General features: G+C 72.6%; 21 protein-coding genes. 7 read left to right on the top strand and 14 right to left on the bottom strand.

Features of this window, described 5'->3' with window-relative positions:
• Positions 1 to 106: 106 nt before the first annotated feature.
• A complete protein-coding gene (locus C2865_RS06220) occupies positions 107 to 625 on the bottom strand; it encodes a hypothetical protein (protein ID WP_157963585.1) in 519 nt (172 codons plus the stop codon).
• A 146-nt stretch (positions 626 to 771) separates the two neighbouring features.
• Here C2865_RS06220 and C2865_RS06215 point away from each other — a divergent pair, with 146 nt between their 5' ends.
• Positions 772 to 1,275 (top strand): SRPBCC family protein, encoded by a 504-nt coding sequence (locus C2865_RS06215; RefSeq protein ID WP_106397256.1) that lies wholly within the window; start codon positions 772 to 774, stop codon positions 1,273 to 1,275.
• A gap of 269 nt (positions 1,276 to 1,544) precedes the next feature.
• On the top strand, positions 1,545 to 4,823 hold the full coding sequence (locus C2865_RS41330) for an AfsR/SARP family transcriptional regulator (protein ID WP_269802691.1): 3,279 nt from the start codon (positions 1,545 to 1,547) through the stop codon (positions 4,821 to 4,823).
• 243 nt (positions 4,824 to 5,066) lie between these two features.
• Here C2865_RS41330 and C2865_RS06205 read toward each other — a convergent pair whose 3' ends face one another.
• The 6 genes from C2865_RS06205 to C2865_RS06180 all read right to left on the bottom strand — a co-directional run bounded on the left by C2865_RS06205 (position 5,067) and on the right by C2865_RS06180 (position 10,186).
• Positions 5,067 to 6,398, bottom strand: coding sequence for an FtsX-like permease family protein (locus C2865_RS06205; RefSeq protein ID WP_106397255.1), 1,332 nt, complete (start codon positions 6,396 to 6,398; stop codon positions 5,067 to 5,069).
• 1 nt (position 6,399) lies between these two features.
• Complete coding sequence (locus C2865_RS06200) at positions 6,400 to 7,149, bottom strand: ABC transporter ATP-binding protein (protein ID WP_106397254.1); 750 nt, start codon at positions 7,147 to 7,149, stop codon at positions 6,400 to 6,402.
• A gap of 69 nt (positions 7,150 to 7,218) precedes the next feature.
• On the bottom strand, positions 7,219 to 7,740 hold the full coding sequence (locus C2865_RS06195) for an OmpA family protein (protein ID WP_106397253.1): 522 nt from the start codon (positions 7,738 to 7,740) through the stop codon (positions 7,219 to 7,221).
• Complete coding sequence (locus tag C2865_RS06190) at positions 7,737 to 8,234, bottom strand: hypothetical protein (RefSeq protein WP_106397252.1); 498 nt, start codon at positions 8,232 to 8,234, stop codon at positions 7,737 to 7,739. Before C2865_RS06190 ends, C2865_RS06195 begins: the two co-directional genes overlap by 4 nt.
• Before the next feature lie 210 nt (positions 8,235 to 8,444).
• On the bottom strand, positions 8,445 to 9,176 hold the full coding sequence (locus C2865_RS06185; protein ID WP_106397251.1) for an SDR family NAD(P)-dependent oxidoreductase: 732 nt from the start codon (positions 9,174 to 9,176) through the stop codon (positions 8,445 to 8,447).
• Between the two features lie 203 nt (positions 9,177 to 9,379).
• Positions 9,380 to 10,186, bottom strand: a complete 807-nt coding sequence (locus tag C2865_RS06180) for an isocitrate lyase/PEP mutase family protein (RefSeq protein WP_106397250.1) — start codon at positions 10,184 to 10,186, stop codon at positions 9,380 to 9,382.
• Between the two features lie 198 nt (positions 10,187 to 10,384).
• Here C2865_RS06180 and C2865_RS06175 point away from each other — a divergent pair, with 198 nt between their 5' ends.
• From C2865_RS06175 to C2865_RS06165, 3 genes are all read left to right on the top strand, one after another.
• Positions 10,385 to 10,984 (top strand): maleylpyruvate isomerase family mycothiol-dependent enzyme, encoded by a 600-nt coding sequence (locus tag C2865_RS06175; RefSeq protein WP_232835391.1) that lies wholly within the window; start codon positions 10,385 to 10,387, stop codon positions 10,982 to 10,984.
• Between the two features lie 172 nt (positions 10,985 to 11,156).
• Positions 11,157 to 12,056: an MEDS domain-containing protein gene (locus C2865_RS06170; protein WP_198652975.1), complete on the top strand. Its 900-nt coding sequence runs from the start codon at positions 11,157 to 11,159 to the stop codon at positions 12,054 to 12,056.
• The gene (locus C2865_RS06165; RefSeq protein ID WP_106397247.1) at positions 12,053 to 13,009 is read left to right on the top strand and encodes an anti-sigma factor RsbA family regulatory protein; all 957 of its coding nucleotides are present in this window, start codon (positions 12,053 to 12,055) and stop codon (positions 13,007 to 13,009) included. The genes C2865_RS06170 and C2865_RS06165 overlap by 4 nt, the downstream gene beginning before the upstream one ends.
• 147 nt (positions 13,010 to 13,156) lie before the next feature.
• Here C2865_RS06165 and C2865_RS06160 read toward each other — a convergent pair whose 3' ends face one another.
• Complete coding sequence (locus tag C2865_RS06160) at positions 13,157 to 14,032, bottom strand: alpha/beta hydrolase (protein ID WP_106397246.1); 876 nt, start codon at positions 14,030 to 14,032, stop codon at positions 13,157 to 13,159.
• Between the two features lie 141 nt (positions 14,033 to 14,173).
• On the opposite strand from C2865_RS06160, the gene C2865_RS06155 reads away from it, so the two are divergent.
• Entirely contained in the window at positions 14,174 to 16,000 is a 1,827-nt protein-coding gene (locus tag C2865_RS06155; RefSeq protein WP_232835390.1) for a class I SAM-dependent methyltransferase, read from the top strand.
• A gap of 48 nt (positions 16,001 to 16,048) precedes the next feature.
• Here the strand turns inward: C2865_RS06155 and C2865_RS41780 are convergent, their stop codons facing one another.
• A complete protein-coding gene (locus tag C2865_RS41780; RefSeq protein ID WP_106397245.1) occupies positions 16,049 to 16,156 on the bottom strand; it encodes a DUF397 domain-containing protein in 108 nt (35 codons plus the stop codon).
• Between the two features lie 167 nt (positions 16,157 to 16,323).
• Between C2865_RS41780 and C2865_RS06145 the strand changes: the two genes are divergently transcribed.
• Positions 16,324 to 16,575 (top strand): hypothetical protein, encoded by a 252-nt coding sequence (locus C2865_RS06145; RefSeq protein ID WP_106397244.1) that lies wholly within the window; start codon positions 16,324 to 16,326, stop codon positions 16,573 to 16,575.
• Positions 16,576 to 16,666: 91 nt separating this feature from the next.
• Here C2865_RS06145 and C2865_RS06140 read toward each other — a convergent pair whose 3' ends face one another.
• The 5 genes from C2865_RS06140 to C2865_RS06120 form a co-directional block, all read right to left on the bottom strand.
• Positions 16,667 to 17,065, bottom strand: coding sequence for a hypothetical protein (locus tag C2865_RS06140; protein ID WP_157963584.1), 399 nt, complete (start codon positions 17,063 to 17,065; stop codon positions 16,667 to 16,669).
• 157 nt (positions 17,066 to 17,222) lie between these two features.
• Positions 17,223 to 18,194 carry a zinc-binding dehydrogenase gene (locus tag C2865_RS06135; RefSeq protein ID WP_106397242.1) on the bottom strand — a complete coding sequence of 324 codons (972 nt, stop codon included), beginning with the start codon at positions 18,192 to 18,194 and terminating at the stop codon, positions 17,223 to 17,225.
• A 168-nt stretch (positions 18,195 to 18,362) separates the two neighbouring features.
• Positions 18,363 to 20,888: an ABC transporter permease gene (locus C2865_RS06130; RefSeq protein WP_106397241.1), complete on the bottom strand. Its 2,526-nt coding sequence runs from the start codon at positions 20,886 to 20,888 to the stop codon at positions 18,363 to 18,365.
• Positions 20,885 to 21,613, bottom strand: a complete 729-nt coding sequence (locus tag C2865_RS06125; RefSeq protein WP_332873337.1) for an ABC transporter ATP-binding protein — start codon at positions 21,611 to 21,613, stop codon at positions 20,885 to 20,887. The genes C2865_RS06130 and C2865_RS06125 overlap by 4 nt, the downstream gene beginning before the upstream one ends.
• Positions 21,614 to 22,442: 829 nt before the next feature.
• Positions 22,443 to 22,718 (bottom strand): hypothetical protein, encoded by a 276-nt coding sequence (locus C2865_RS06120; RefSeq protein ID WP_106397239.1) that lies wholly within the window; start codon positions 22,716 to 22,718, stop codon positions 22,443 to 22,445.
• Position 22,719: the final 1 nt, after the last annotated feature.

Raw genomic sequence — 22,719 nt, 5'->3', positions numbered from 1 at the left:
CGGCTGCTGGTACCGGTACCGGACCGCCGCCTTCCTCGCCTCAGCCCTCACGTCCACCGGCCTCCCGCGCCACTCCGCTCCAGCCGAGCGTAACCCTCCGAACCGCTCATCCCCCATCCGGACAGGGGCTGGCGCTTCCGACTCCGAAGGCGGGCATTCCGATCCACGCCATCACCAATTTGCCCGGCACCGGAGAAGTACACCTCTTGGATTCGTAGGTCCCCAGGTATTTCCACGCTCCGACGCCCGTGCGGTGCCAGTAGTGCGTGGAATCGGTGTTCGCGACCACGTAGTAGTCGTCGTTCTTGGCCTTCCGCCCGTAGACGACCCCGTAATAGACAGTCCCTCGTGTCTCCACTTCGACCGCGTCGCCCTCCGCGCCCGCCTCTCGTGCGGCATCCGCCAGCGCCAACCGGGTCTGCTTCGTGAGTTCCAGCGGCCACGCCTCCCCGGCGTCCTCCCGTTCGTCCTCCGGCACGTCGGGAGTCGGGCTGAGATCCACTGCGGTGGGAGTCGGCGACGGAGCGGCACGGGCGCCTTCGTCTCCGGATTCGGGCAACAGTCCGCACCCTGGAACCGTCACGAGAAGCGCCGCCGCCACGGTTGTCTTCCACCGGATATCCATCGTCCGTCCTCGTCCCGGGAATTTCAGGAAGGAATATCAGCTCTGCCTCTTCCTGGCCAGGTGTCCGGTCGGCCTCGGCTGGAGGTTCCCGGCAACCACCGGACCCAGCAAGTCGGCATATTTCGCTGCGTGCCAAGATGTCGGACATGTCGAGCGAACGATTTGAAGTGAGCAGGGAGATCGCGGCGCCGCCGGAGAAGGTGTTCGCGGTGTTGTGCGACCCGGCCGGTCATGTCCTGATCGACAGTTCCGGGATGCTGCAGTCCGCGGAGGGCGAGCCCGTGAGCAGGGCCGGGGACGAGTTCGTCGTGCACATGGACCGCGAGTCGCTCAACGACTACCCGCTCGGCAAGTACGACGTCAAGGTGATCATCACCGAGTTCGAGCGGGACGCCCACATCCAGTGGACGATCCACGGGACGATCAAGCCGCCGCTGCGCCACCTCTACGGCTACCGGGTGGAACCCAGCGAGATCGGGACGCTGGTGACGTCCTACTACGACTGGAGCCAGATCGACGACGCGTACCGCGGCACCGGCATCTTCCCGGTGATCCCCGAAGCCGGACTCCGCGCCACCCTGGGCATCCTCGCCCGCAGCCTCGAGCAGCCGCCGCCGGGAACCCGGCCGGTCTCCGCCCTCGGCCTCTGACCCGGCGGCACGCGACGAACGCGTGCCCTGCCGCGGGCGGAACGCCTCCTGAGCATCATCGGTAGAGGCTCCCGTGTGCGTTCGGCCGCTCTCGCCGACGGGACGCGAACCGGCGATGGCGCAAGGGTCCCGCACGTCGGTTGGGACGGCCGTGCCGCCGCGACGGCGGCCGGCTCCACCGGCCCCTCCGTTCCTCGAAACCTGCCTTCCAGCGGGAACGTGACCGCGGAAACAAGCGGACTCCCTCTGATTAGTGGACAATCAAGGACATGCGGTGGGGGATTCTGGGCACGGTGGCGGTCTGGGACGGGCGAGGGTCCACGATCTCCGTCGGCGGGCCGCGGGTGCGGGCGCTGCTGGCTCTGCTGCTGCTCAACGCGGGCAAGGTGGTGTCGGTCGAGGCGCTCATCGACGGGTTGTACGGGGACGGGCCGCCCGCGGGGGCGGGGAACGCGCTGCAGTCGCAGGTGTCGCGGCTGCGCAGGGCGCTCAAGGGGCTCGCCGAGATCGAGGCGTCGGGGGCCGGGTACCGGCTCGCCGTCGATCCACAGGCTGTGGACGCGCACCGGTTCCTGCGGCTGGCCGGCGAGGCCGCCGGGCGGGACGCGGGCGAGAAGGCGCGGATCCTCGACGAGGCGCTCGGGCTGTGGCGCGGTGAGGCGCTCGCCGACGTGCCCGAGCTGCGCGGGCAGGCACTGCGGTTCGAGGAGGCGCGGGTCACCGCGATCGAGGACCAGTCGGCGGCCCTCCTCGAACTCGGCGGGCACCGCGACCTCGTCGCGCCGCTGCGGGAGCTCGTCGAGGCGCACCCGCTCCGGGAGCGGCCTCGAGCACTGCTGATGCGGGCGCTGTACGGCTCGGGCCGCCAGGGCGAGGCGCTGGAGCTGTACGAGCGCACACGGCGGATGCTCGCCGACGAACTGGGCACCGACCCCTCGGCCGAGCTGTCGCAGGTGCACCTGGCGATCCTGCGCGGTGAGCCGGAACCCGCGGCGGGTTCGCCCCTTCCGGCCGCCCCCGTCCCGGCCTCCGCCGCCGGAGCCGGTCCGAAACCCGCATCCGGGCCCGCGACCTGGACCGGACCAGGGGCCGGGACGGGGGCCGGACCGGGAACCCGGGCTGCCGCATCCGGGCCCGCCGCCTGGACCGGACCGGGGAACGGGACGGGAACCCGGGCCGCCACGGCCGGGGCCGGACCGGAGCCCGGTTCCGGAGTCATGACCGGAGCCGGACCGGGGACCGGGGACGGAGCGGGAGCCGGAACAGGACCGGGGACCGGAGCCGGGAACGGACCGGGGGCCGGGGCGTGGCCGGAGGCCGGGGGCGGCAGGGCGCGGGTGCCCGCGCAGTTCACCAGCTTCGTGGGGCGGGACGAGGATCTGGCGCGGATCACGGCTCTGCTCGGCGAGGCGCGGCTGGTCACGTTGATCGGGCCCGGCGGGGCGGGTAAGACGCGGCTCGCGATCGAGGCGGGCGGCCGGACCGGCGCGGTGTTCGTGGACTTCGCGGCCGTCGCCTCCGGGGAGGGGCAGACCGCGCTGGCGCGGACCGTGATGGGGGCGCTCGGGCTGCGTGAGGCCGGTGTCCTGCCGTCCGGGGAGCGGCTCGGTCCCGTCGAACTGCTCGAGACGGCGCTCGGCGGCCTTCCGGCGCCGCTCATCTTCGACAACTGCGAGCACGTGGTCGACGCGGCGGCCCAGCTGGCGCGGCGCCTTCTGGCGGCCTGCCCGGGGCTGCGCGTCCTGGCCACCAGCCGGGAGGCCCTGGGGATCACCGGCGAGACGCTCTGGCCGGTGCGGCAGCTGCCCGTCCCGGACTCCCGCGCGACGCTGGTGGAGGCCGTCTCGGCTCCGGCCGTCCGGCTCTTCGCCGACCGCGCGTCCGCCGCGGACCCCGCCTTCGAGATCACCGTCGCCAACCTGGAGGACACCGTCCGCATCTGCGAGGCGCTCGACGGCCAGCCGCTGGCCATCGAGCTCGCGGCGGCGCGGTTGCGCACGCTGTCGGTCGCGGAGATCGCGGACCGGCTGGACGACAGGTTCCGCCTCCTGTCCCGCGGCGACCGCACGCAGAGCCCGCGCCACCAGACGCTCCGCGCGGTCGTCGAGTGGAGCTGGGACCTGCTCCGCCCCGAAGAGCAGCGCCTGGCCCGCCGGCTCAGCGTCTTCACCGGCGGGTTCACCGCAGCGGCCGCCCGGAAGGTCTGCGGCGGCGACGAGGACCTGCTGCTCGACCTGGCCGACAGGTCACTGCTGCAACGCACCCCTTCCGGCCGTTACCGGATGCTTCAAACGATCTACGCCTACTGCGCGGAGCAGCTCGAAACGGCCGGCGAGAAGCAGGAGCTGCGCCGGTCGCACGCGGAGTACTTCCTCGCGCGCGCCCGCGAAGCCGACGCCCATCTGCGCTCCGCCGAGCAGGTCGCCTGGCTGGAGCGCCTCGACGCCGACCAGGAGAACCTGCACGCCGCCCTCCGCTGGGCCCTGGACACCGACACCGTCCTGGCGTCGCGGTTCGTCGGCGTCCTGGCGTCCTACTGGTGGCTGCGCGGCATCCGCAGCGAGGGCTCGGAGGCCGGGCTGCGCCTGCTCGAGGCGCTCGGCGACGAGCCCCCGCCGGACCTCGACGAGGAGTACGTGATCGCCGTGGCGCTCGTCTCCCTCGGCAGCCACGAGGTGCCGGAGCTCCCGTCGCTGGTGGAGCGCGGCGAACGCCTGCTCGAAGGCATCGACCGGCCGCTGCGGCAGCCCTTCCTGCTCGCGATGTGGGCGCTGACCGCCGGGCCGCCGGGCGGCTCCGCCGACGTCGAGACGCTCATGGTCCAGCGCGGTGTGCAGTTCGACGGGCATCCGTGGAACCGGTCGCTGGTCGAGATGGGTTTCGCCTACCTCCACCTGTTCGAGGGGCGGCCCGATCTCACCGAGCCGTACCTGGACCGCGCCCTCGCCGACTTCCGCGCGCTCGGCGAACGCTGGGGCATGACCCAGACGCTCGACGCGCTGGCCAGCGTCGCCCAGCAGTGCGGGGACCCCGGTCGTGCCCTGTCCCTGCTGGAGGAGGCCCTGGTCCTCGTCCGCGAGCTCGGCTCGACGGTCGACACGGCCGAGATCCTGTGCCGCCGCGGCGACGTGCTGGCCGGCCTCGGCCTCCTCGGAGAGGCCCGCACCTCCTATCTCTCCGCCGCCGACCCGGCCCGCCGGACCGGCGCCCAGAGCACCCTCGTCGCCGTCCAGTGCGGCCTGGGTGACGTGGCCCGCCTCGAAGGCGACCTCGACACGGCCGCCGCCCACTACGAACGCGCCCTCGCGGACTGCCCTCCCCGCTGGTACACCTCCGAAATCCGTGCCCGCGCCCTTCTCGGCTTGGCCCGCCTCGCCCACATCCGCGGTGACGACGCCACCGCTCTCACCCATGCCACCGCCGCCGCGGACGCCGCCCACACGTACCGCATGGACATCGGCCTCGCCACCGAGATAACCCGGTTCACGGCCTCCCTGACAGCCTCCGTCCCGCCGCACGACCAGAACCAGGACGATCACATGAAGTAGCGTCACGGCGATACTTCAACTCCGGAAACCCACGGCTCAGGAACGCCGCCGCACCACCCTTGGCGTGCCCTCTTCCGAAAGCACGGCCCGTCGGCGGGCACCGGGAACCAGACCCGCGACGCACGGCACGGCCCCACCCGCGGACGCCGGAAACCCGACCCGCAGCACGCGGCACCGCCCCGTCCGCGGACACCGGGAACCCGGCCCGCGGTGTGCGGGCCGGGTTTCCGGTGGGGCGGGGGATCAGGCGGTGACCGCGGTGACGGCCGGGACGGCGAGGGCCCGGCGGGTGGTCAGCAGGGTGGTGGCGAAGACGACGGCGGCGGTGAAGGCCACGGCCGCGGGGTAGATGAGCGGGTCGAGGTCGGGGAGCCAGGAGCCGGTGCGGGCGTAGGAGAAGGGGATGATGGTGACCAGGGAGGCCAGGGTGCCGAAGACCACGCCGGCGACGGTGACGGCCAGGTTCTCCAGGACGACCATCTGCCGGACCTGGGCGGTGGTGGCGCCCGCCAGGCGGTACTGGGCGAACTCGCGGGAGCGGGCCGCCGTCGTGGCGACCAGGGTGTTGATCAGCATGATGCACAGGAACAGGGCGATCATCCCGGTGACGACGTAGTTGAGCGTCTCGACCGCCTGCTGGCCCTCCTCGGGCAGCAGGCCGGCGGACGCCTCGCTGTCGAGGTCCTGCATGTAGAGGGTGCCGACGCCGGCGCCGATGAACAGCACGATCGGGATCAGCACGGCGGCGAGCGGCGCGGTGCGGGCCCGCAGCGCCTCGCGGGTCAGCGCGCCCGCCGTGCCGAAACCGGGCAGCGGCAGCCGCCGGACGACCACCGGCGCGAAGCAGGCAAGCCCGATCGCGAAGAGGATGTCGGCGGTCCCGGCGTACTGCTGGGCTCCGAAGCCCTCGCCCTTGCCGAGCGTGACGGTCAGCACCGCCTGGGCGGCCGCCCCGGCGAGGAACAGCAGCCCGAACCCGACGCGCCGGCCGTTCAGCCGGGCCGGGGGCGTGGCGGCCTCCTGCATCGACTCGGTCACCCGCATCCGGACGGCGCGGCGGGCGGTGACGAGCGACGCGCCCACCGCGGACAGGAGCGTGATCCCGAAGCCCTGCCCGACCGCGACCGCCCCGAAGGAGTGCTCGATCCCGGCCGGGATCTGGCCGCTGTCCTGCAGCAGCCCCAGCACGAGGCTCCCGCCCGCCATCCCGAGCGGGACGGCCAGCGCCGCGCCGAGGAGCGCCAGCACCAGCACCTCGGTGAGGATCATCCGGGTGAGCTGGCCGGGCACCGCCCCGGCGCTCTTCAGCAGGGCGATCTCCTTCGCCCGCTGCCGGACGCCCAGCGTGGCGGTCGAGGTGACGGCGAAGACCACCAGCAGCAGGCTCCAGCCGCCGACGACGCCGCCCATGATGAACAGTGTCTCCTCGCTCGCCGTGTCGACGCCCGTGCCGAGCGCCGTGTCGATGAGCGATCCGAACGACATGACCAGTGCCGCGCCGAGGAACAGCGCGAGGAAGGCCGCGACGAAGGCGGCGGTGCGGTGCCGCAGGGAGGACAGTGCCAGCGAGAACATCTCAGGCCCCCTTGCGGACGAGCTCGTCGCCCAGGCGGGTCAGCCGTTCGGCGACGGCCTCCGCGGTCGGGTCGATCATGCGGCCGACGAGCCGCCCGTCCGCCAGGAACAGCACGGAGTCGGCGTGGGCGGCGGCGACGGGGTCGTGCGTGACCATCACGAGCGTCTGCCCGTACCGGCGCACCGCCTGCTGGAGCAGCGCCAGGACGGCACGCGCACTGCGGGTGTCGAGCGCGCCGGTCGGCTCGTCCGCGAAGATCACCGAAGGCGAGGTGACCAGCGCCCGCGCGATCGCCACCCGCTGCTGCTGCCCGCCGGACAGTTCCTGCGGCCGGTGAGAGAGCCTGTCGCCCAGCCCGACCGCTTGCAGGATCTCCGCCGCCCGCGCCTCGTCGATCCGCCTGCCGGCCAGTTTCAGCGGCAGCGTCACGTTCTGCAGGACGGTGAGCGCGGGCAGCAGGTTGAAGTGCTGGAAGACGAACCCGATGTGCTCCCGGCGGAACTTCGTCAGCTCCGTCTCGCCGCCCTTCATCTCGTGCCCGGCCACGAAGACCCGTCCCCCGCTGGGCCGCTCCAGCCCCGCCGCGCACTGCAGCAGTGTGGACTTCCCCGATCCCGACGGCCCCATGACCGCCGTGAACGTGCCCGCGGGCAGGCTCAACGTCACTCCCGCCAGCGCCACCACCTGGTTGCTGCCGGTCCCGTGCACCTTGCGGACCTCGTCGAGCCGCAACGCCTCTGTGTTCGTCATGCCCCGACTGTGCGGCCCGCCGCTGACCGCCCCCGCACCGTCCGCTGACCGTTTCCCGTCAGCGGACGGTCAGGGGCCGAAGACGAGTTCCACGCGGCGGTTCGCGGCGCGTCCCCGCGGGTTGTCCTTGCCGTTGATCTCGTTGGGCTCGACGGGCCGGGCCTCGCCGTGGCCGTGCGCGGTGAGGTCGGTGACGCCGAGCCGGGCGAGTTCGTCCTTGACGGCGTCCGCCCGGCGCTGGGAGAGCCTCCGGTTGTAGGCGGTCTCGCCGAGGGCGTCGGTGTACCCGCCGATCCGGACCCTGCGCTCCTTCAGCCGTTCCGCCAGCCGTGCGAGGTGCGCCCTGGCCTGCGGGGTGAGCGTCGCCGAGTCGAACTCGAACAGCACGTCCGAGCTGATCCGGATCCTGGTGCCCGCGTCGGTCTGCGCCTCCTCTTCGAGCGGGATCACCGACTCCGCCAGGAGGATGTCCGGCACCGCGGGCGAGAGGTCGAGCACCGACGTCTCGATCGAGGCGGCCGGCCCCGGTTCGGCGGCGGCCGCGCCGGGCAGGGCGGCGGCCAGCAGGACCGCGGCGATCAGGCCTCTCACCGGCTGATCGGGACGTTGCGGAAGGGCGGGTAGTCGTCGAACTGCACGTCGACGGTCGCCACGTCCTCGGGCGGCGCTGCGAAGGTGTAGTTCAGCGTGTTCGGCCGGCCGACGTTGTAGTTCTCGTTCCCCGAGCCGAGGGCGTTTCCGGCGGAGTCCTTGACGACGAGGTAGCGCTTGAGGCCGACCGGATCGACCAGCGAGACCTCCGGCGGCTCCCCGCCGAAGTAGATGAAGGCCAGCACCGAGTCCTTCCCGGGGTAGCTCGGGGTCAGCGTCAGCGTGAGGTTGGCCAGGCGCCCCCGCGCGGTGAGGCTCACCACGGCGAGCCCGAACTCGCCCTTGGGCCCGTCGAACGTGGCCTGCGCGAGCGTGCTGCCCGGGTCGGCCACCGCGGGCGTGCTCTGCGGGACGTCCGCCGCGCCCTGCGGGGCGTCGTTCTCCGCCTTGCCCGCGCTGCATCCCGCGACCAGCGCCAGGGAGCACACCAACATCACGCATCTCATGTGCTCTAGAGATGCCAGAAAACCGAGCAAAGTTCTACTAAGTGAGTCGATTATCCGTTTTCTTAATATTTGGGCCCAGCCGGAGAATCCGGCGGCCTCCGAGCGGTGCGCCACCGCCCGGAGACCGCCGGATTCCCCGTGTCCCGCGGAAAGGAATCCCGTACAGATCCGGAAATCCCCGGCGGTCGGGAAACCGCCTCAGGCCGCGTGACCTCCATCGACGGAGAATTCGGCGCCGGTGACGTACGACGCCTGCGACCCCGCCAGGTAGGCGACCATCGCGGCGACCTCCTCGGCCGTCCCGAACCGCCCGACGGCCGTCAGCTCGGACTGGCTGGCCGCGTAGGGGCCGTCGGCCGGGTTCATGTCGGTGTCGATCGGGCCGGGGTGGACGATGTTCGCGGTGATGCCGCGGCCGCCCAGCTCGCGGGCGAGCGCCTTGGTCATCCCGATCAGCGCGGACTTGCTCATCGTGTACAGCGTCCCGCCGGGCCCCGGCACGCGCTGGGACATGCAGGTACCGATCGTGATGATCCGGCCGCCGGCCGGCATCACCGTGGCGGCGGCCTGCGAGGCCAGGAAAGTGCCGCGGACGTTCACCGCGAGCACCCGGTCCACGTCCGCGAGGCCGAGCTCTTCCAGCGGGCCCAGCACTCCGACTCCGGCGTTGTTGACCAGGACGTCCAGCCGCCCGAAGGCCTCCGCCGCCTGCCGCACCGAGTCGGCCGCCTCGGCGGCGTCACCCGAGTCGGCCCGCACCGCGAGCCCCCGCACGCCGAACCCCTCGATCCGCCGCACGACCTCCCCGGCCGCCTCCTTGCCCTCCCGGTAGGTCACCACCACGTCGGCGCCCTCCCGGGCGAGCCGCAACGCCGTCGCCGCCCCGATGCCCCGGCTTCCCCCGGTCACCAGCGCCACCTTGTCCTTCATGCTGCCTCCCGAGACAGGTTTCGTTGATGTTTCAATGAAACCGGCCCCGGCCCTCCCGTGCTGGCGGCATTCGGCCCTCCCGCGCTGGCGGCATTCGGCCCTCGCGGTGACCTCGGAATCCCACCGCGCGGAGGGCGCCGCTCATCCGGACCGGAGGGCGGTGATCCGGGCGCCGGAGGAGGAACGGTACGGAACGACGCGCGTCACCGCGGGCCCCCGGCAGGACGGGAAGCCCTCGGTGAGACCAAGCTGTTCACCTCTTCGTAGCTCGGCGCCCCTCCCTCGATCGCGGCTCCGTCCCGAACCGCCGAGGCCGTCCGGACGGCCGCCCCCAGCGCGGCACGGAACAGCAGGGAGCCCATGCTGATCCGGCGGACGCCCAGCTCCGCGAGCCCGGCCACCGTGTGCCGCCCCGGCATGAAGAGCACGTTCACCGGGACGTCGACGGCGGCGACCACCGCGGCGATGTCGTCGTCCGCCGTGATCGCCGGGACGAACACCCCGTCCGCGCCCGCCTCCGCGTAGGCCCGCACCCGTTCGAGCGCCGACTCCAGCGGACGAGGCGCCGCGAGCCAGAACGTGTCGGTCCGCGCATTGACGAACAGGTCGGGAGCGCTCTCCTTCACCCTCCGGATCATCGCGCAGAGCTCCGCAGGGTCGGCGAGGCCGCCGTCTTCGAGGTTGACACCGGCTATCCCGAGCTCGGAGAGCCGCACCGCCAGCTCCTCCGCACGGCCGAACCCGCCCTCCAGATCGACGGTCACCGGGCACGGCAACCGTGCCAACGTCTCCGCCAGCGCAAGCGTCTCCGCCGCCGTGGCGGCCTCCGCGTCCGGCTTACCCGCCGCAGCGGCCACGCCGAGGCTGGTCGTGCCCACGGCGGAGAACCCCGCGGAGACCAGTGCCGCAGCGGACGCGTAATCCCACGCATTGGGAAGCACCAACGGCGCCTCGGCATGGTGCAGTTCCTTGAAAAGGGCGCGTAGCCCCGTACCCGAAAGGTTCTCCATGCCATGAACGCTAGAGCCGCCACCGCTACGTCGAGGACCTGGCCACCCCGGACCGGGCGTCGTCCCCCTGGCCTTCCGAAGCCGCTTCGCCCTCGACCTGACGGCCCCTGACCCGATGAGGACGCCTCAAAAAGCACCCATCGCCCTTAACGGGAACAACCGTGTCTAAGGTAAAAGGCACCACCGAGAGGAGTGCCCGTGATCGAGGAACTGCGCGCCGAACGCCGCCGGGTCATCACCACCCTGGAAGGGTTGCCGGACGAGGAGTTCGAGCGGGGGAGCACGCTCTGCGCCGGATGGTCGCCCCGGGACGTGCTCGGCCACCTGATCGGGATCGACTACTTCGCCGTCACCTACGGCGGGCTGCTCCGCGGCGGCCCCCGCACGTTCCTGCGCCGGCTCGACCAGGCCAACGAGGAGCAGGTCGAACGGATCCGCCGGATGTCCCGGAAGCGGCTGATGGACTGGGCCGCCGTCTGGGCCGAGCGCCCCAGCGCCACCACCAGGCTGGCCGCCGGCTTCCTCCTCGGCGACCTCGGCGTGCACCACCAGGACATCCTGCGCGGCCAGGGCCTGACCCGCGAGCTGCCGGAGGAGGTCTCGGCCGCCGTCCTGCGCGAGGGCCGCTTCCTGAGCCTCGCGCTGAACAGGCGGATCCGCTCCCACCGCGTGGTGCCGACCGACGGCGGCCGTCCCGCGGGCCCGGCGAACGCCCCTCAGGTCCGCGGCACCCGCGAGGCCCTGGGCATGTGGCTGGCCGGCCGCGACGCCGTCGTCCCCGAGCTCGACTTCGGCTGACCGCTCCACATAGGGAGCTTTCTCACAGTTAGGGGAGAAATCCTCCAGTTTGGCAATAAACACTCCTCATGGGGCATAAGAAGATAGTCGGACCATGAGGACGGATCATAGAGTTCCGGTAATAGGGCATATGCCGTCCTCCGCCGATGGTCCGCCGGACCGTGGAGCGAGGATGACCCAGAGGATGAACCGGGAACTCCCCGCCGAGAAGGTGGGACACGGCGACCACCTGTGCCTGGTGTTCGGCGACGACGCCGAGAAGCGCCGGGTGGCGACCCGGTACATGACCGACGGACTGGCCCTGGGGGAACGGATCCTGTACTTCACCGACCAGAGCAGCCCCGAGGCCGTCCGAGGCTGGCTGCACGCGGCCCGCGTGGACGTCGGCGAGGCCTGCGCCCGCGGGCGGCTGCAGGTGGTCGCCGCCCGCGACAGCTACCTGGCCTCGGGCCGCTTCGACCCCGACGCCATGATCCAGACCCTGTACGACGAGGTGCGGCGCAGCCTCGACGACGGCCACACCGGACTGCGCGTCACCGGCGAGATGGGCTGGGCGCTGCGCGGCATGCCCGGAGCCGAGCTGCTGCCCGAGTACGAGAAAATGATCACCGAGGTGTTCGCCGGCAACCCCGCCTCGGCGGTCTGCCACTACGACGCCCGCCTGTTCGGCCCCGACGAGCTGGCCGTCTTCGACCACTGCCACCCCCTGAAGGTGGAGCTCACCCCGCTGCACGGCCACGGCGCGCTGCGCATCGTCCCCGCCTTCCAGGACGGGCGGCGGGCGCTGCGGGTGATCGGCAGCGTCGACCTGCAGACCACCGACCTGCTGGCCGAGGCCCTGCGGACCGCCCGGAGCTGGCCGGGCGACATCCGCGTGGACATGAGCGCCCTGGAGTTCATCGATCTCACCGGCCTGCGCCTCCTGGCCCGCACCGCCGACTCCCTCGGCGACGGCCGGATCCTGAAGGTCGAGCACCTTCCCGAGATGTTGCGCAAGGTCATCCGGCTGGCGGGGCTCGACCGGTCGCCCGCCTTCGTCGTCTCCCCCTCCGGGGAGGTGCCGCCGTCATGAGCTCCGGCCACGACCACGGGGAACCGCTGGCCCACCACGTCCTGATCTACGACACCGACGAGCAGTTCCTGGCCGCGACCCTCCCGTTCTGCAGGGACGGGCTGGAGCGGGGGGAGGCGGTCCTGGCCGTCACCACCCCGGCCAACGTGACCCTGCTGCGCGAGGCACTGGGCCGCGATGCCGAACGGGTGGAGTTCGCCTCCGCCTCCGGCTGGTACCGCACGCCCGGCCGCACGTTGGCCGCCTACCACCGGTACGTCCAGGACAGAGAAGACGCGTACCCCCGGATCCGCATCATCGGCGAGCCGGTGTGGAACGACCGCGACGCGGTGGAGACCGACGAATGGCTCCGGTACGAGGCCGCCATCAACAAGGCCTTCGCCGGCAGCCGCGCCTGGATCGTCTGCCCCTACGACACCCGCGGACTGCCCGTCAGCGTCGTCGCCGGAGCCCGCTGCGCCCACAGCGACCTGATGCACGGCGACGCGGTCCTGCCCAGCCCCCACTACAGCCCGCCCGACGTCCAGGGCAGCGGCTGGGAGCGCCGCCCGCGACCGCCTTCCGGCGCCTCGGCGGCCTGCATGGAGTTCGGCTCCGACCTGTCGGCGGTCCGTGCCTTCGCCGCCGCCCGCGCCACCGAGCTCGGCCTGCCCGCCGAGAGCCTCGACCGCCTGGTCTTCTCCGTCAACGAGACGGCGTCCAACGCCCTCCGGCACGGCGACGGACGGCGTTTCCTCACCCTGTGGCGGGACGGAGAGCGCGTCGTCTGCGACGTCACCGACACGGGCGGCACCAGCCCTCCTTGGTATTCGGGCTACCTTCCGCCCTCCCCGGACCAGGCCTCCGGCCACGGCATGTGGACCGTCCGGCAACTCTGCGACCTGGTGGAGATCCACTCCCTCGACCCGGGCACGCTCGTCCGCCTCCAGCTGGATGCGAGACGCGGCCCCTGAACGAAAAGGGCTCACCCGGTGAAGGATCGCCTTTCGATTATTCGGCGACCGCTTCATAGGTGAAAATCATCCGCCGACGCACACTGTGGTTCCCTTTCTCTCTCCAGAACGAGGACCCTTGCGACCGCGAATCCCCCTCCCCTTTTCTCACGGCGACGCCAGCGCCCTCATGAGCGCAGGCCAGACGCGATGAAGCTCGCGCTCCCAGTAGGGCCAGTCATGGGTGCCGTCGCGGTACAGGTGCGTGGCCACCGGGATCCGGTGGGCGCGCAGACGGCGCAGGAACGGCGCGATGGTGGACCTGACGAGCGGCTCTGCCAGGTTCGCGGCGCTCCAGCGCGCGCCGGAGGCGTCCAGGGAGCCGGGCCGCCCCGTCAGACCGCAGGACAGGAACAGGCCCGTGCCCCGCAGCCCCGCCGCCAGGTACGTGGGATCGCAGGCCCGCCAGTACCGGTCGTGGACCACCGGAAAGCCCCACATGTCGAAGGGGTTGACCCGGCCCGCGACACCGGTGGCGGCCAGCAGCGTGACCGAGGCGAGCGGGGAGCGGATGGTGCACGGCCCGCTCAGCGACGCCGCGTACCGGAACGTCCCGGGGTTGCTCGCAGCGCTCAGCAAGGCCCCGTACCCGCCGCCGGAGACGCCCGCCACGGCGCGCACGTCCGCGGCCCCGTACCTGTCGCGCATCAGCCCGAAGACGTCGCGGACCTGGAAGGCCTGCCACTGCGGGCCGCGCCTCCAGTCGGTGTAGCCGCCGGCCCTTCCCCCGTCGGGCATCACGACCAGCACCTCGTCGTCGCGGCTGAGCTCCTCGACGCCGGTGCGCTCGGTCCACGAGGAGGAGTCGTCGAGACCGCCGTGGTGCAGGGTGAGCAGCGGCCAGCGCCGGGCGGCGCGCGCCGACCACGAGCGGGGCAGCAGCACCCGGATCTCCAGTTCGCCGGGACCGACGGCATCCGCGCGCACGGTCAGTTTCCGGAGGCGGTCGCCCAGCCGTTCCTCGTCGAGGACCTCGATGCTCATGGGCGTGCATCATTCCCCTTTCCCCCAAGGGATTTCCTCGTTCCCGGACGATTAGTTTCCGGCCTCTTTTAGCACTTTCCTCATCCGGTGCGGCCTTTCTCTTCGGGCTGCCCCGATCCGCGCAACCCAGGGAGAATTCGCGTGGGCACGTCGATCTGGTTCGTCCTTCCGGTGGGCCTTTGCATGGTCCTCAACGCGCTGCGGCTGCGGCGCAGACTGCTCGGGTTGCGGCGCCTGCCCGCCTCGGTCCCGGACGGCGCGCGAGGGTACGGGCTGCTGACCGCGGCCGGGGTGGAGGTCCCCGACGGGGTGCGCCGGGCCGCCGAGGCCCACGCGCGTGAACACGGCCTCGGCATGCTCGACCTGCTGCCGCGCGACCTGCCGGTGGACGAGGCGCTGGACCTGGCCCGGCATCTGGACTTCGACGCCTACCGGCGGGACCGCTTCGGGATGGGGCGGGGGGCGTGCCACGCCCTGCTGGCCGATTCCGCCGCGATCGCCGCCGCCGGGATCGAACGGCTCTCCGGCCTCGACCCCGACGAGCTCGGCGAGGCCACCGCCCAGCTCCGCCTGCACACTGATGCCGCCGACATCGTCGTCGCCGACGTCCCGGGATCCCTCCGCCTGGAGTTCCGGCGCGCCAGGATCCGCTCCCTGGCGCTGGTGATCCCGCAGACCCTGGCCCTGCCGCAGACCCTCGCCGCGTCCCTGGCCGGGTACGCCCTGGTGGTGGCCGGGCTGCTGCTCGCCCCGCCAGCCGGCCTGGGCCTGGCGGTCCTGTACTGCCTGACGCCCTACCTGGCCTTCGCCGGGACCCGGGTGAACCCGCGCGACCTGCACCGCGTCGCCGCTCTCCGGCTGCTCCACACCCCCTGGTCGGCCTGGCGGACGCTGGCGGCTCCCCGGACGCGCTGGGAACGCCGACTGGTCGACGCGCGCGAGGAGGCCCGCGTCCGGTACCGCGCCGAGATCGACCGGGGCGTCGAGCGCTTCCTGGGCCCCCGGACCGGAGAATGCCCCTGGTGCGGCTCCCCCGAGCTCCGGCGGCATGTCGTCGCCCGCGACGTCCTCCAGGGCAAACCGGGCCGCTTCCCCCTGGACCGGTGCGTCCGCTGCGGCCACGTCTTCCAGAACCCGCGGGTGACCCCCGAAGGCCTGGCCTTCTACTACCGGGACGTCTACGACGGGCTGGGCGACGTCCTGGCCGAACGCATCCTGAGCTCGAACACGCCCTGGTACCGGGCCCGGACCGAGCTGGTCTCCCGTTTCGCCCGCCCGCGGAGCTGGCTGGACGTCGGCACCGGCAAGGCCCACTTCTGCCGGGTCGCCCGCACCCTGCTGCCCGGCGTGCGCTTCGACGGCCTCGACCTCGGCTCCTCCGTCGAGGAGGGCGCCGCGCGCGGCTGGATCGAGCGCGGCCACCGCGGCGAGTTCCGCGCCCTCGCCGGCGAGCTGGCGGGCCACTACGACGTCATCAGCATGCACCACTACCTGGAGCACACCTCCGACCCCCAGGCCGAGCTCGACACCGCCGCCGAGATCCTGCGACCCGGCGGCCACCTGCTCATCGAGCTCCCCGACCCGGAGTCGCGCTTCAGCCGGATCCTGCGCGGCTTCTGGGTGCCCTGGCTCGCCCCCCAGCACCTGCACATGATCCCGATCGGGAACCTGAAGGCCGCGCTGGCGCGGCGCGGCCTGGAGATCCTGGCCGAGGAGCGCCGCGAGGCCGACCAGGGCCCCGACTTCACCACGTCCGCCGCCGCCGTCCTGAACCTCCTGGGCCTGGACGTCGACCGCCCCTGGTGGCCCCGCCCGCCCGGCCGCGCCGAACGCCTGCGCGTCCTGTGCACCCTGCTCCTCGCAGCCCCCCTCATGTCCGCCGCGATCCTCGCCGACCTGCTCACCCTCCCCTTGGCCCGCCGCGACAGCAACGCCTACCGCGTCCTCTCCCGCAAACCCGCCCCCTGACCCGCCGAGCGCACGCGCGGGCGACGACGGCCCTCCACGGCGCACCCGCTACAGGGAACGAACCCCGCGGACGAGCGCGGCGAACGCGACCGGCCCGAACACCGGCCCCGCCCCGTCCGGGTCCTTGGAATCCCGCACCGCCACCGCATCGGAAATCCCGGCGACGTCCTACCCCTCACCGAATCCGAGCAGATGAAATGAATCTTGGCTGGCTCGACCTGGAACGGCGCTGTACCAAGGAGTGGTCATGGTTCTCCAGAGCCACCTCTTCCACCACCAAACCGGACATAGCGTCGTAGACAGCAGAGTGAAGGAGGAACATCATGCAGGTCAGCAAGCGTGCTCAGTCCCTGGCCGCGGCGGCGGCCCTCGCCCTGGCGGCGACGGGTTTCGGGGGCGCGGCCCTGCTGCCCTCCGCGGCGGCCGCCCCCGCCAAGGACTGCCGTACCTACTCCAGCACCACGGCCTGCGGCGAGATCTCCCTGACTTCCGAGCAGAACACCTGCGTCACCCGCTCGGTCGCCCTCGGTATGACCGAACGCCGCGCCGAAGTCGAGTGCACCCAGCTCCCCTGACCCCGCCGCCCCGGCCTCGGACAGAACGCGAGGGCCCCTGATCTTGCGGATCAGGGGCCCTCACACGTGCCGTGCCCCAGGACGACCATGATCAGCCGATCCGGCTCACTTTCCAGGTGAGCCCCGACCGTTCAAGGGACAACTCCCAGAACGGAACGTCCCCCTTCAAGCCGATCCTCGCCGTGTCCAGGTATTTGTCCGTGTTCACGTCCCAGAACCGCAGATCGGGATCCAGGAGCGCCCGCCGCCGCGCATCGCTCAACGAGGCGCTGTACCTCCGGACGGACTCGGCACACGACGTACCGCCGCCGTACTCGAGGAGCGTTCGCCGGGCCTCCATCTCGGAACGCTCGCACGCGGCCTCCCCGTCCCCGCGTCCCACCGCGACCAGAAACGCCTCGGCATCCCGCTCACAAGAGATCAGCGGCTCCAGGAACAGCCCTACGAAGAAGGCGCCCGGAAGCAGGCAGAGCAGAACGACCTTGACCATCCGGGAATACTCGCCAATAGAACGCATCCGGGCCCTCCGCCTTCGTCCGATCCGGACCGCATCCCCCGCAACCATCGACGCCGCCCCCGCCGTCCCGGTTCCGCGCAGTGCAGGCTCCTTCTGGTCTCCCGGGTCGGAACGGTCGCGGAAGGGCGCGTCAGATCAGCAGGAGCGTCTTTCCCAGGGCGGTGCGGTCCTCGATCGCGGCATGGGCGTCGGCGGCGCGCTCCAGGGGGAAGGTCTGCCCGATGACCGGCCGGACGCGTCCCGCCGCGGCCTCGGACATCATGTGCTCGGCCCATCGCGCCACATGTGCTCCGAAACCCATGAGCTGCTCGATACCGATCACTTCCACGCCCTTCCGCCGGGCCTCCGCGGGGTCGATGACCGTGACCTCGCCACCGGCGGCGCCGTGCACCGAGAAGCGGCCGCCGCGTGCCGTCACCTCGAACGCCTCCCGCCCGATCCGGCCGCCGACGCCGTCGAACACCACGTCGGGCCCCGCTCCGCCGGTCGCCTCGACCACCTGCCGGGTCCAGTCCGGATCGGAGTAGTCGACCGCGGCGTCAGCGCCCAGCGCGCGGATCAGCTCCAGTTTCCGCGATCCGCGGGCCGCTCCGACGACCCGCGCTCCCGCCGTCCGGGCCAGTTGCACCAGCAGGCTTCCCACACCACCGGCTGCCGCCTCGACCAGCACCCATTCGCCAGGACGGATCCCGGCCCCCTCGACCAGACCCTGCGCGGTGCTGCCGTCGCTGTGGAGGGCCACGGCCTCCGGCGAACCCAGCCCGTCCGGCACCGGAAAGAGCTCTCCGACGTCCGCCACCGCCTGCTCGGCGAAACCGCCGGTCTCCCCCGTCGCGGCGATGACGCGCCGCCCCGTCCAGGCTCCGTCCACCCCTGCCCCTACCGAGCTCACCCGGCCGGCCACCAGGCCGCCCGGCACGTACGGCAATTCCGGCCTGGCGTGCCATCTGTCGGTACCGCGCCGAATCTGCGTCTCGACGAACGACATCCCGGCGACCGCCACATCGACCACGACCTGCCCCGGCCCGGCCACCGGATCCGGCACCTCGCCCGGCACCAGCACCTCCGGTCCGCCGAACCGGACCGCCTGAACCGCCTTCATGCCTGTACTTCCGTTCCTCATGATCACGACAGGGACCTCTAGATCATGCAACTTCAACCTTTGTTGAGGTCAAGGGGCGAACAAGTCCCTGAAAGCGGCGCGCCCGTGCATCGGACTCTGCTGGAGACCCCGTCGTCTCGACCGGCGGCCGGGGCCGGGGCGGCCGGTTCACGCCGCGAGGCCGGGGCGGCCGCGCAGGATCAGGCGGGTCGCGGCCAGCGTCGTGGCGGAGGTCAGCGTCAGGGCGGCGGCCACCACCGCGGCGAGGATCCACGGCGGGCCGCCCGGCAGCGGCGAGCCCAGCACGCTCAGGCTCAGCGGGACCAGGGTCAGCGCCGCGACGAGGAGGCCGAGCACGATTCCGGCCGCGGCGATCAGGGCCGCCTCCACCGCCATCATCCGCAGCACCTGCCGCCGCGTGGCTCCGACCAGCCGCAGCAGGCCGAACTCCCGGCGGCGTTCGGCCGTGGCCAGTATCTGGGTGTTGACCAGGGAGATCACCGAGTAGCCGACGACCACGGCGAGCAGCAGCCAGGCCATCGTCGCCTGGGTGCGGTCCTGGTCCTGCTGGGCGGCGGCCAGACCGTCGCGGCCGGTGACCTGGAGGTGGGGGTGGCCGGTGGCCGGTCCGGCCAGGGCCGCCGCCAGCTCGGCGCGGTCCGTGCCGGGTGCGGCACGGACGAGGACCCGCGGGACGAGCCCGGATTCGGTGTGCGCGGCAAGGAGCGCGGCCGGCACGAGCGCGGTCTCGTAGCCGCGTTCTCCCTCGATGGTGGCGACGAGCTTCAGCGGGGCGCGGGTGCCGTCGCCGAGCCGCATGGTGATCGTTTCGCCGAGCCGGTGCCCGGCCGCGTAACGGGCGGGCAGCGCGACGGTGTTCCCGTGCAGCGCGGCCAGGTCGCCGGTGGAGGCGCGGAAGGCGGTCGTCTGGTCGGCTCCCCGCGGCGTGATGCCCTGGAGCGCGAGTTCGGTGGGCTGCGGGCCCGCCGATTCCTCCTCCTCGTCGCGGGAGACCACGGGTGCGGCGACGGGCTCGATGAAGCCTCGGCTGGAGATCTGGGCGGTCGCCGCGGCGACGCCGGGCACCTTTCTGATCGTGTCCACCGCGTCGAGCGTCAGACCGCCCGCGACGGAGGTGACGACCAGGTCGGCGCGCTGGGCGTGTTCGAAGACGCGGCGGGCGCCGTCGGACTGCGTGGTCTGCAGGTAGGTCAGGCTGACGGCCAGCCCGGTCGCCAGCATGACCGGCATCACCGCCGTCACGATCCGGGCCGTACGGGCCTCGGCATTGCGGGTGGCGAGCTCGCCGACGACCCCGGAAAGCGCGCGGACCGGGCGGACCAGCCCCCTGGTGATGGCGCGGGACATCACGGGGCCGAGCAGTCCGAAGGCGACGGTCCACACCAGCGCGGCCGGGGTGGCGACGCCACCGGCGTCGGGACCGTCGGCGCCCGCGGTGCCGACCGCCAGCGCGACGCCGCCGCCGGCGCACAGCAGTCCGGCGATGAGCCGGACCCGGCTGAACCAGCGGCGCTGGAGGGTGGCCTCGGCGAGCGCCTCCACCGGCCGGGTGCGTGCCGCGGCGTGCGCGGCCAGGAGGGCGGCTCCCAGTGCGGCGGCGAGCGCGAGACCCGCACCGGCGATCAGCGGGAAGGGCCCGGAGCGGAACGCGACCGTCTCCGGCACCACCCCCGCCTCGACGAAGAAGCCGAGCAGCCAGCCGCCGAAACCCGACGCGGGGAGGCAGGCCAGGACGGTGGCGGGCACCGCGAGGACCATCGTCTCCCCCAGGATCATGCCGCGGACCTGGCCCGGTGTGGCGCCTACCGCGCGCAGCAGCGCGTTCTCCCGCTGCCGCTGCCGGATCGACAGGCCGAGGGTGCCCGCCACCACGAACACCATCGCCATCGCCGCCAGGCTGCCGAACGCGGCGGCGAGCGGGATCAGGTCGCCGGTGTCGGCCACGACGCCGGGGTCCTCGGCCTGGCCCCGGTCGTCACCGGTCAGCACCGCGGGGCCGGGCCCCACGGCGGTCCGGACGGCCTCGGCGACCCGTGCGGTGTCCGCGCCGGGCGCCAGGAGCACGCCGACCGAGTCGATCTCGCCGGGCCGCCCGGTCAGGCGGCCCGCCTCGGCGTCGGTGACGAACACCTCGGCGAGGTCGCCGGACTCCGCGATCAGCCCGGTGACCCGGTACCGTTCGGCGGCACCGCGCACCAGCAGCCGGACATGGTCGCCGGTCCGCAGCCCGGCCCGTCCGGCCAGTCCCTCGCCGAGGACGATCTCCCCGGACCCGGACGGCGCGGCGCCCCGTACGACCCGGTGGTCGCCGAGCAGGGTCGACGCCCAGTTGCGTCCGGTGACCTGCCCGCCGCCGGCGAGCGCGGCCGGGAACGAGACGTCCGGTACCGCCGCGGCGACGCCGGGGACCGCCGCGACCCGGCTTGCCAGCGCGGCGTCCAGGTGGATCCGCTCGGGGAACACCAGTTCCCGTTGCGTGCCCAGGTAGCGCTGGTCGCCGGTGATCACGATCGGTGCGGCGGCAAGGCGCCGCGGCGGGGCGTCGGCGCGGATGCCGGTCTCCAGCAGCCCGCCGCAGCCCACCACGATCAAGGCGCCCAGGAACAACGCGACGAACGAGGCGAGGAAGCCGCCCTTGTGGAAGCGCAGCGTGCGCAGCGCGATCCCGATCACCGGCCCGCCCCGTTCGCGCCCAGCCGCGTCATCCGCTCGGCGACCCGGTCCACGGTCGGCCGTTCGAGCGTGCCGGCGACACGGCCGTCGGCCAGGAAGACCACGCGGTCTGCGTGCGCGGCCGCGACCGGGTCATGGGTGACCATCACCACCGTCTGCCCCCGCTCCTCGACGGTCTCCCGCAGCAGGGCGAGCACCTCGCGGGCCGTGGCGGTGTCCAGCGCGCCGGTCGGCTCGTCGCCGAACAGCACCGCGGGCCGGGTGATGAGCGCCCGCGCGATGGCCACGCGCTGCTGCTGGCCCCCCGACAACTCCCCCGGACGGCTGCCGAGCCGCCCGCCGAGGCCGACCCGCTCCAGCACCTCCTCCACCGCCGACCGGTCGGGACGGCGCCCCGCCAGCCGCAGCGGCAGGCCGACGTTCTCCCGCACGCTCAACGCGGGAAGCAGGTTGAACGCCTGGAAGACGAACCCGATCCGCTCACGGCGCAGCCTCGTCAGCTCGCGCTCGCCGAGCGAGCCGAGATCCACCCCGTCCAGGACCACCGATCCCGAAGTCGGCCGGTCCAGCCCGGCCGCGCACTGCAAGAAGGTGCTCTTACCGGAACCCGACGGCCCCATCACGGCCGTGAAGCCGCCCTGCCGCAGCCCGACGCTCACCTCGTCCAACGCGACCACCGCGTTCTTCGAGCCGCCGTAGACCTTGCGCACCGACTCGAGCCGCACGACTTCAGCCGGACGGAGCGCCCCGCGGGCGCCACCACGAAAATCCGCATCTTCCAGGAGGTCTGTCATACCGACGATCCTGTTCGAGACGGCCCCTCCCCCGACACGTACGACCGGCTGAACCCGTTGTCCACCGACCGGTGGACAAGCTCTCCCTCCCCGTCAAACGGTGCGACCCAAGCGGACCGAGTCGGGAGTGCGCTGCGGAGTGGCCGTGACCCAGGCGGCGAAGGCCTCGACGCCGTCCACGACCGCCTCGAAGCGCGCGGAGTGGAAGAGGTCGAACGAGTGCTGTCCGCCGGGCAGATCGCCGCCGTACTCGGAGGCGTGCTCGCGGGCCCAGGTGATGACCTTCTTGGCGTCGATACGCCCCGCCAGGCCGACACGACCAGCCCCGCGACGGAGAGGGCGGCCACCCCGACCGCCGCCTTGGCGGCCGGTGACGCCAGATCGCCCTGGACGGCGGCGAGCGCCATGGAGGCCGGCAGAGCGTCAAGGTCCACGAACGGCACAGCCCGGACCAGAAGCTCACCCTCCCCAGCAGCAGGGGCCGCCGTGGCGCGACGACGGCGAAGAAGGTGCACCAGGTGACGAGCGCCACGGTGATCAGGTAGCCGAAGGGTATGAAATCTCCAGGACAACAGAAGGCCGCAACCCCTGCGAATGCTCCCTGATCTTGGACGTTTCACCTGTCCCGGGTCTCCCCGGGCCACCGGTCGGGCGTCAACGACGGATCCGATCGCACCACCCGAGCCGTTCGCCTCACTCTCCGGAAGACCCCGCCGAGCGGGTACCGCGTCCGCAGGTACGGACCGGAGACGAGCTCGGGTCAAGGAACGAAGCGGCGGTTCCACCAGAAGGCAGACACAGGCATGCCGGGGTCGGCGATCGAGCGAGATTCGAAGATCTCGTCGTAGGGCCGGACGGCCTCCCGCAACTCTCTCGCCGCCCGGGCGGGAAGGCGGAGCGCCGCGTCCTCCAAGAGGTCACGCGCGGCGAGGTGCCCCCTGCAGCACTCCTTCACACCGCAGTCGTCCTCCCTGAACCGCAGGAAACGCGTCGGCCCCTGGACCATCCGCTTCCAGAAGGTGAACGCCCTTGCCACC

Source organism: Actinocorallia populi (genome assembly GCF_002995495.1).
Taxonomy (GTDB): Bacteria; Actinomycetota; Actinomycetes; order Streptosporangiales; family Streptosporangiaceae; genus Actinocorallia; species Actinocorallia populi.
The sequence above is the reverse complement of the archived record's forward strand: the minus strand, read 5'-3'. Positions and strand labels throughout refer to the sequence as shown.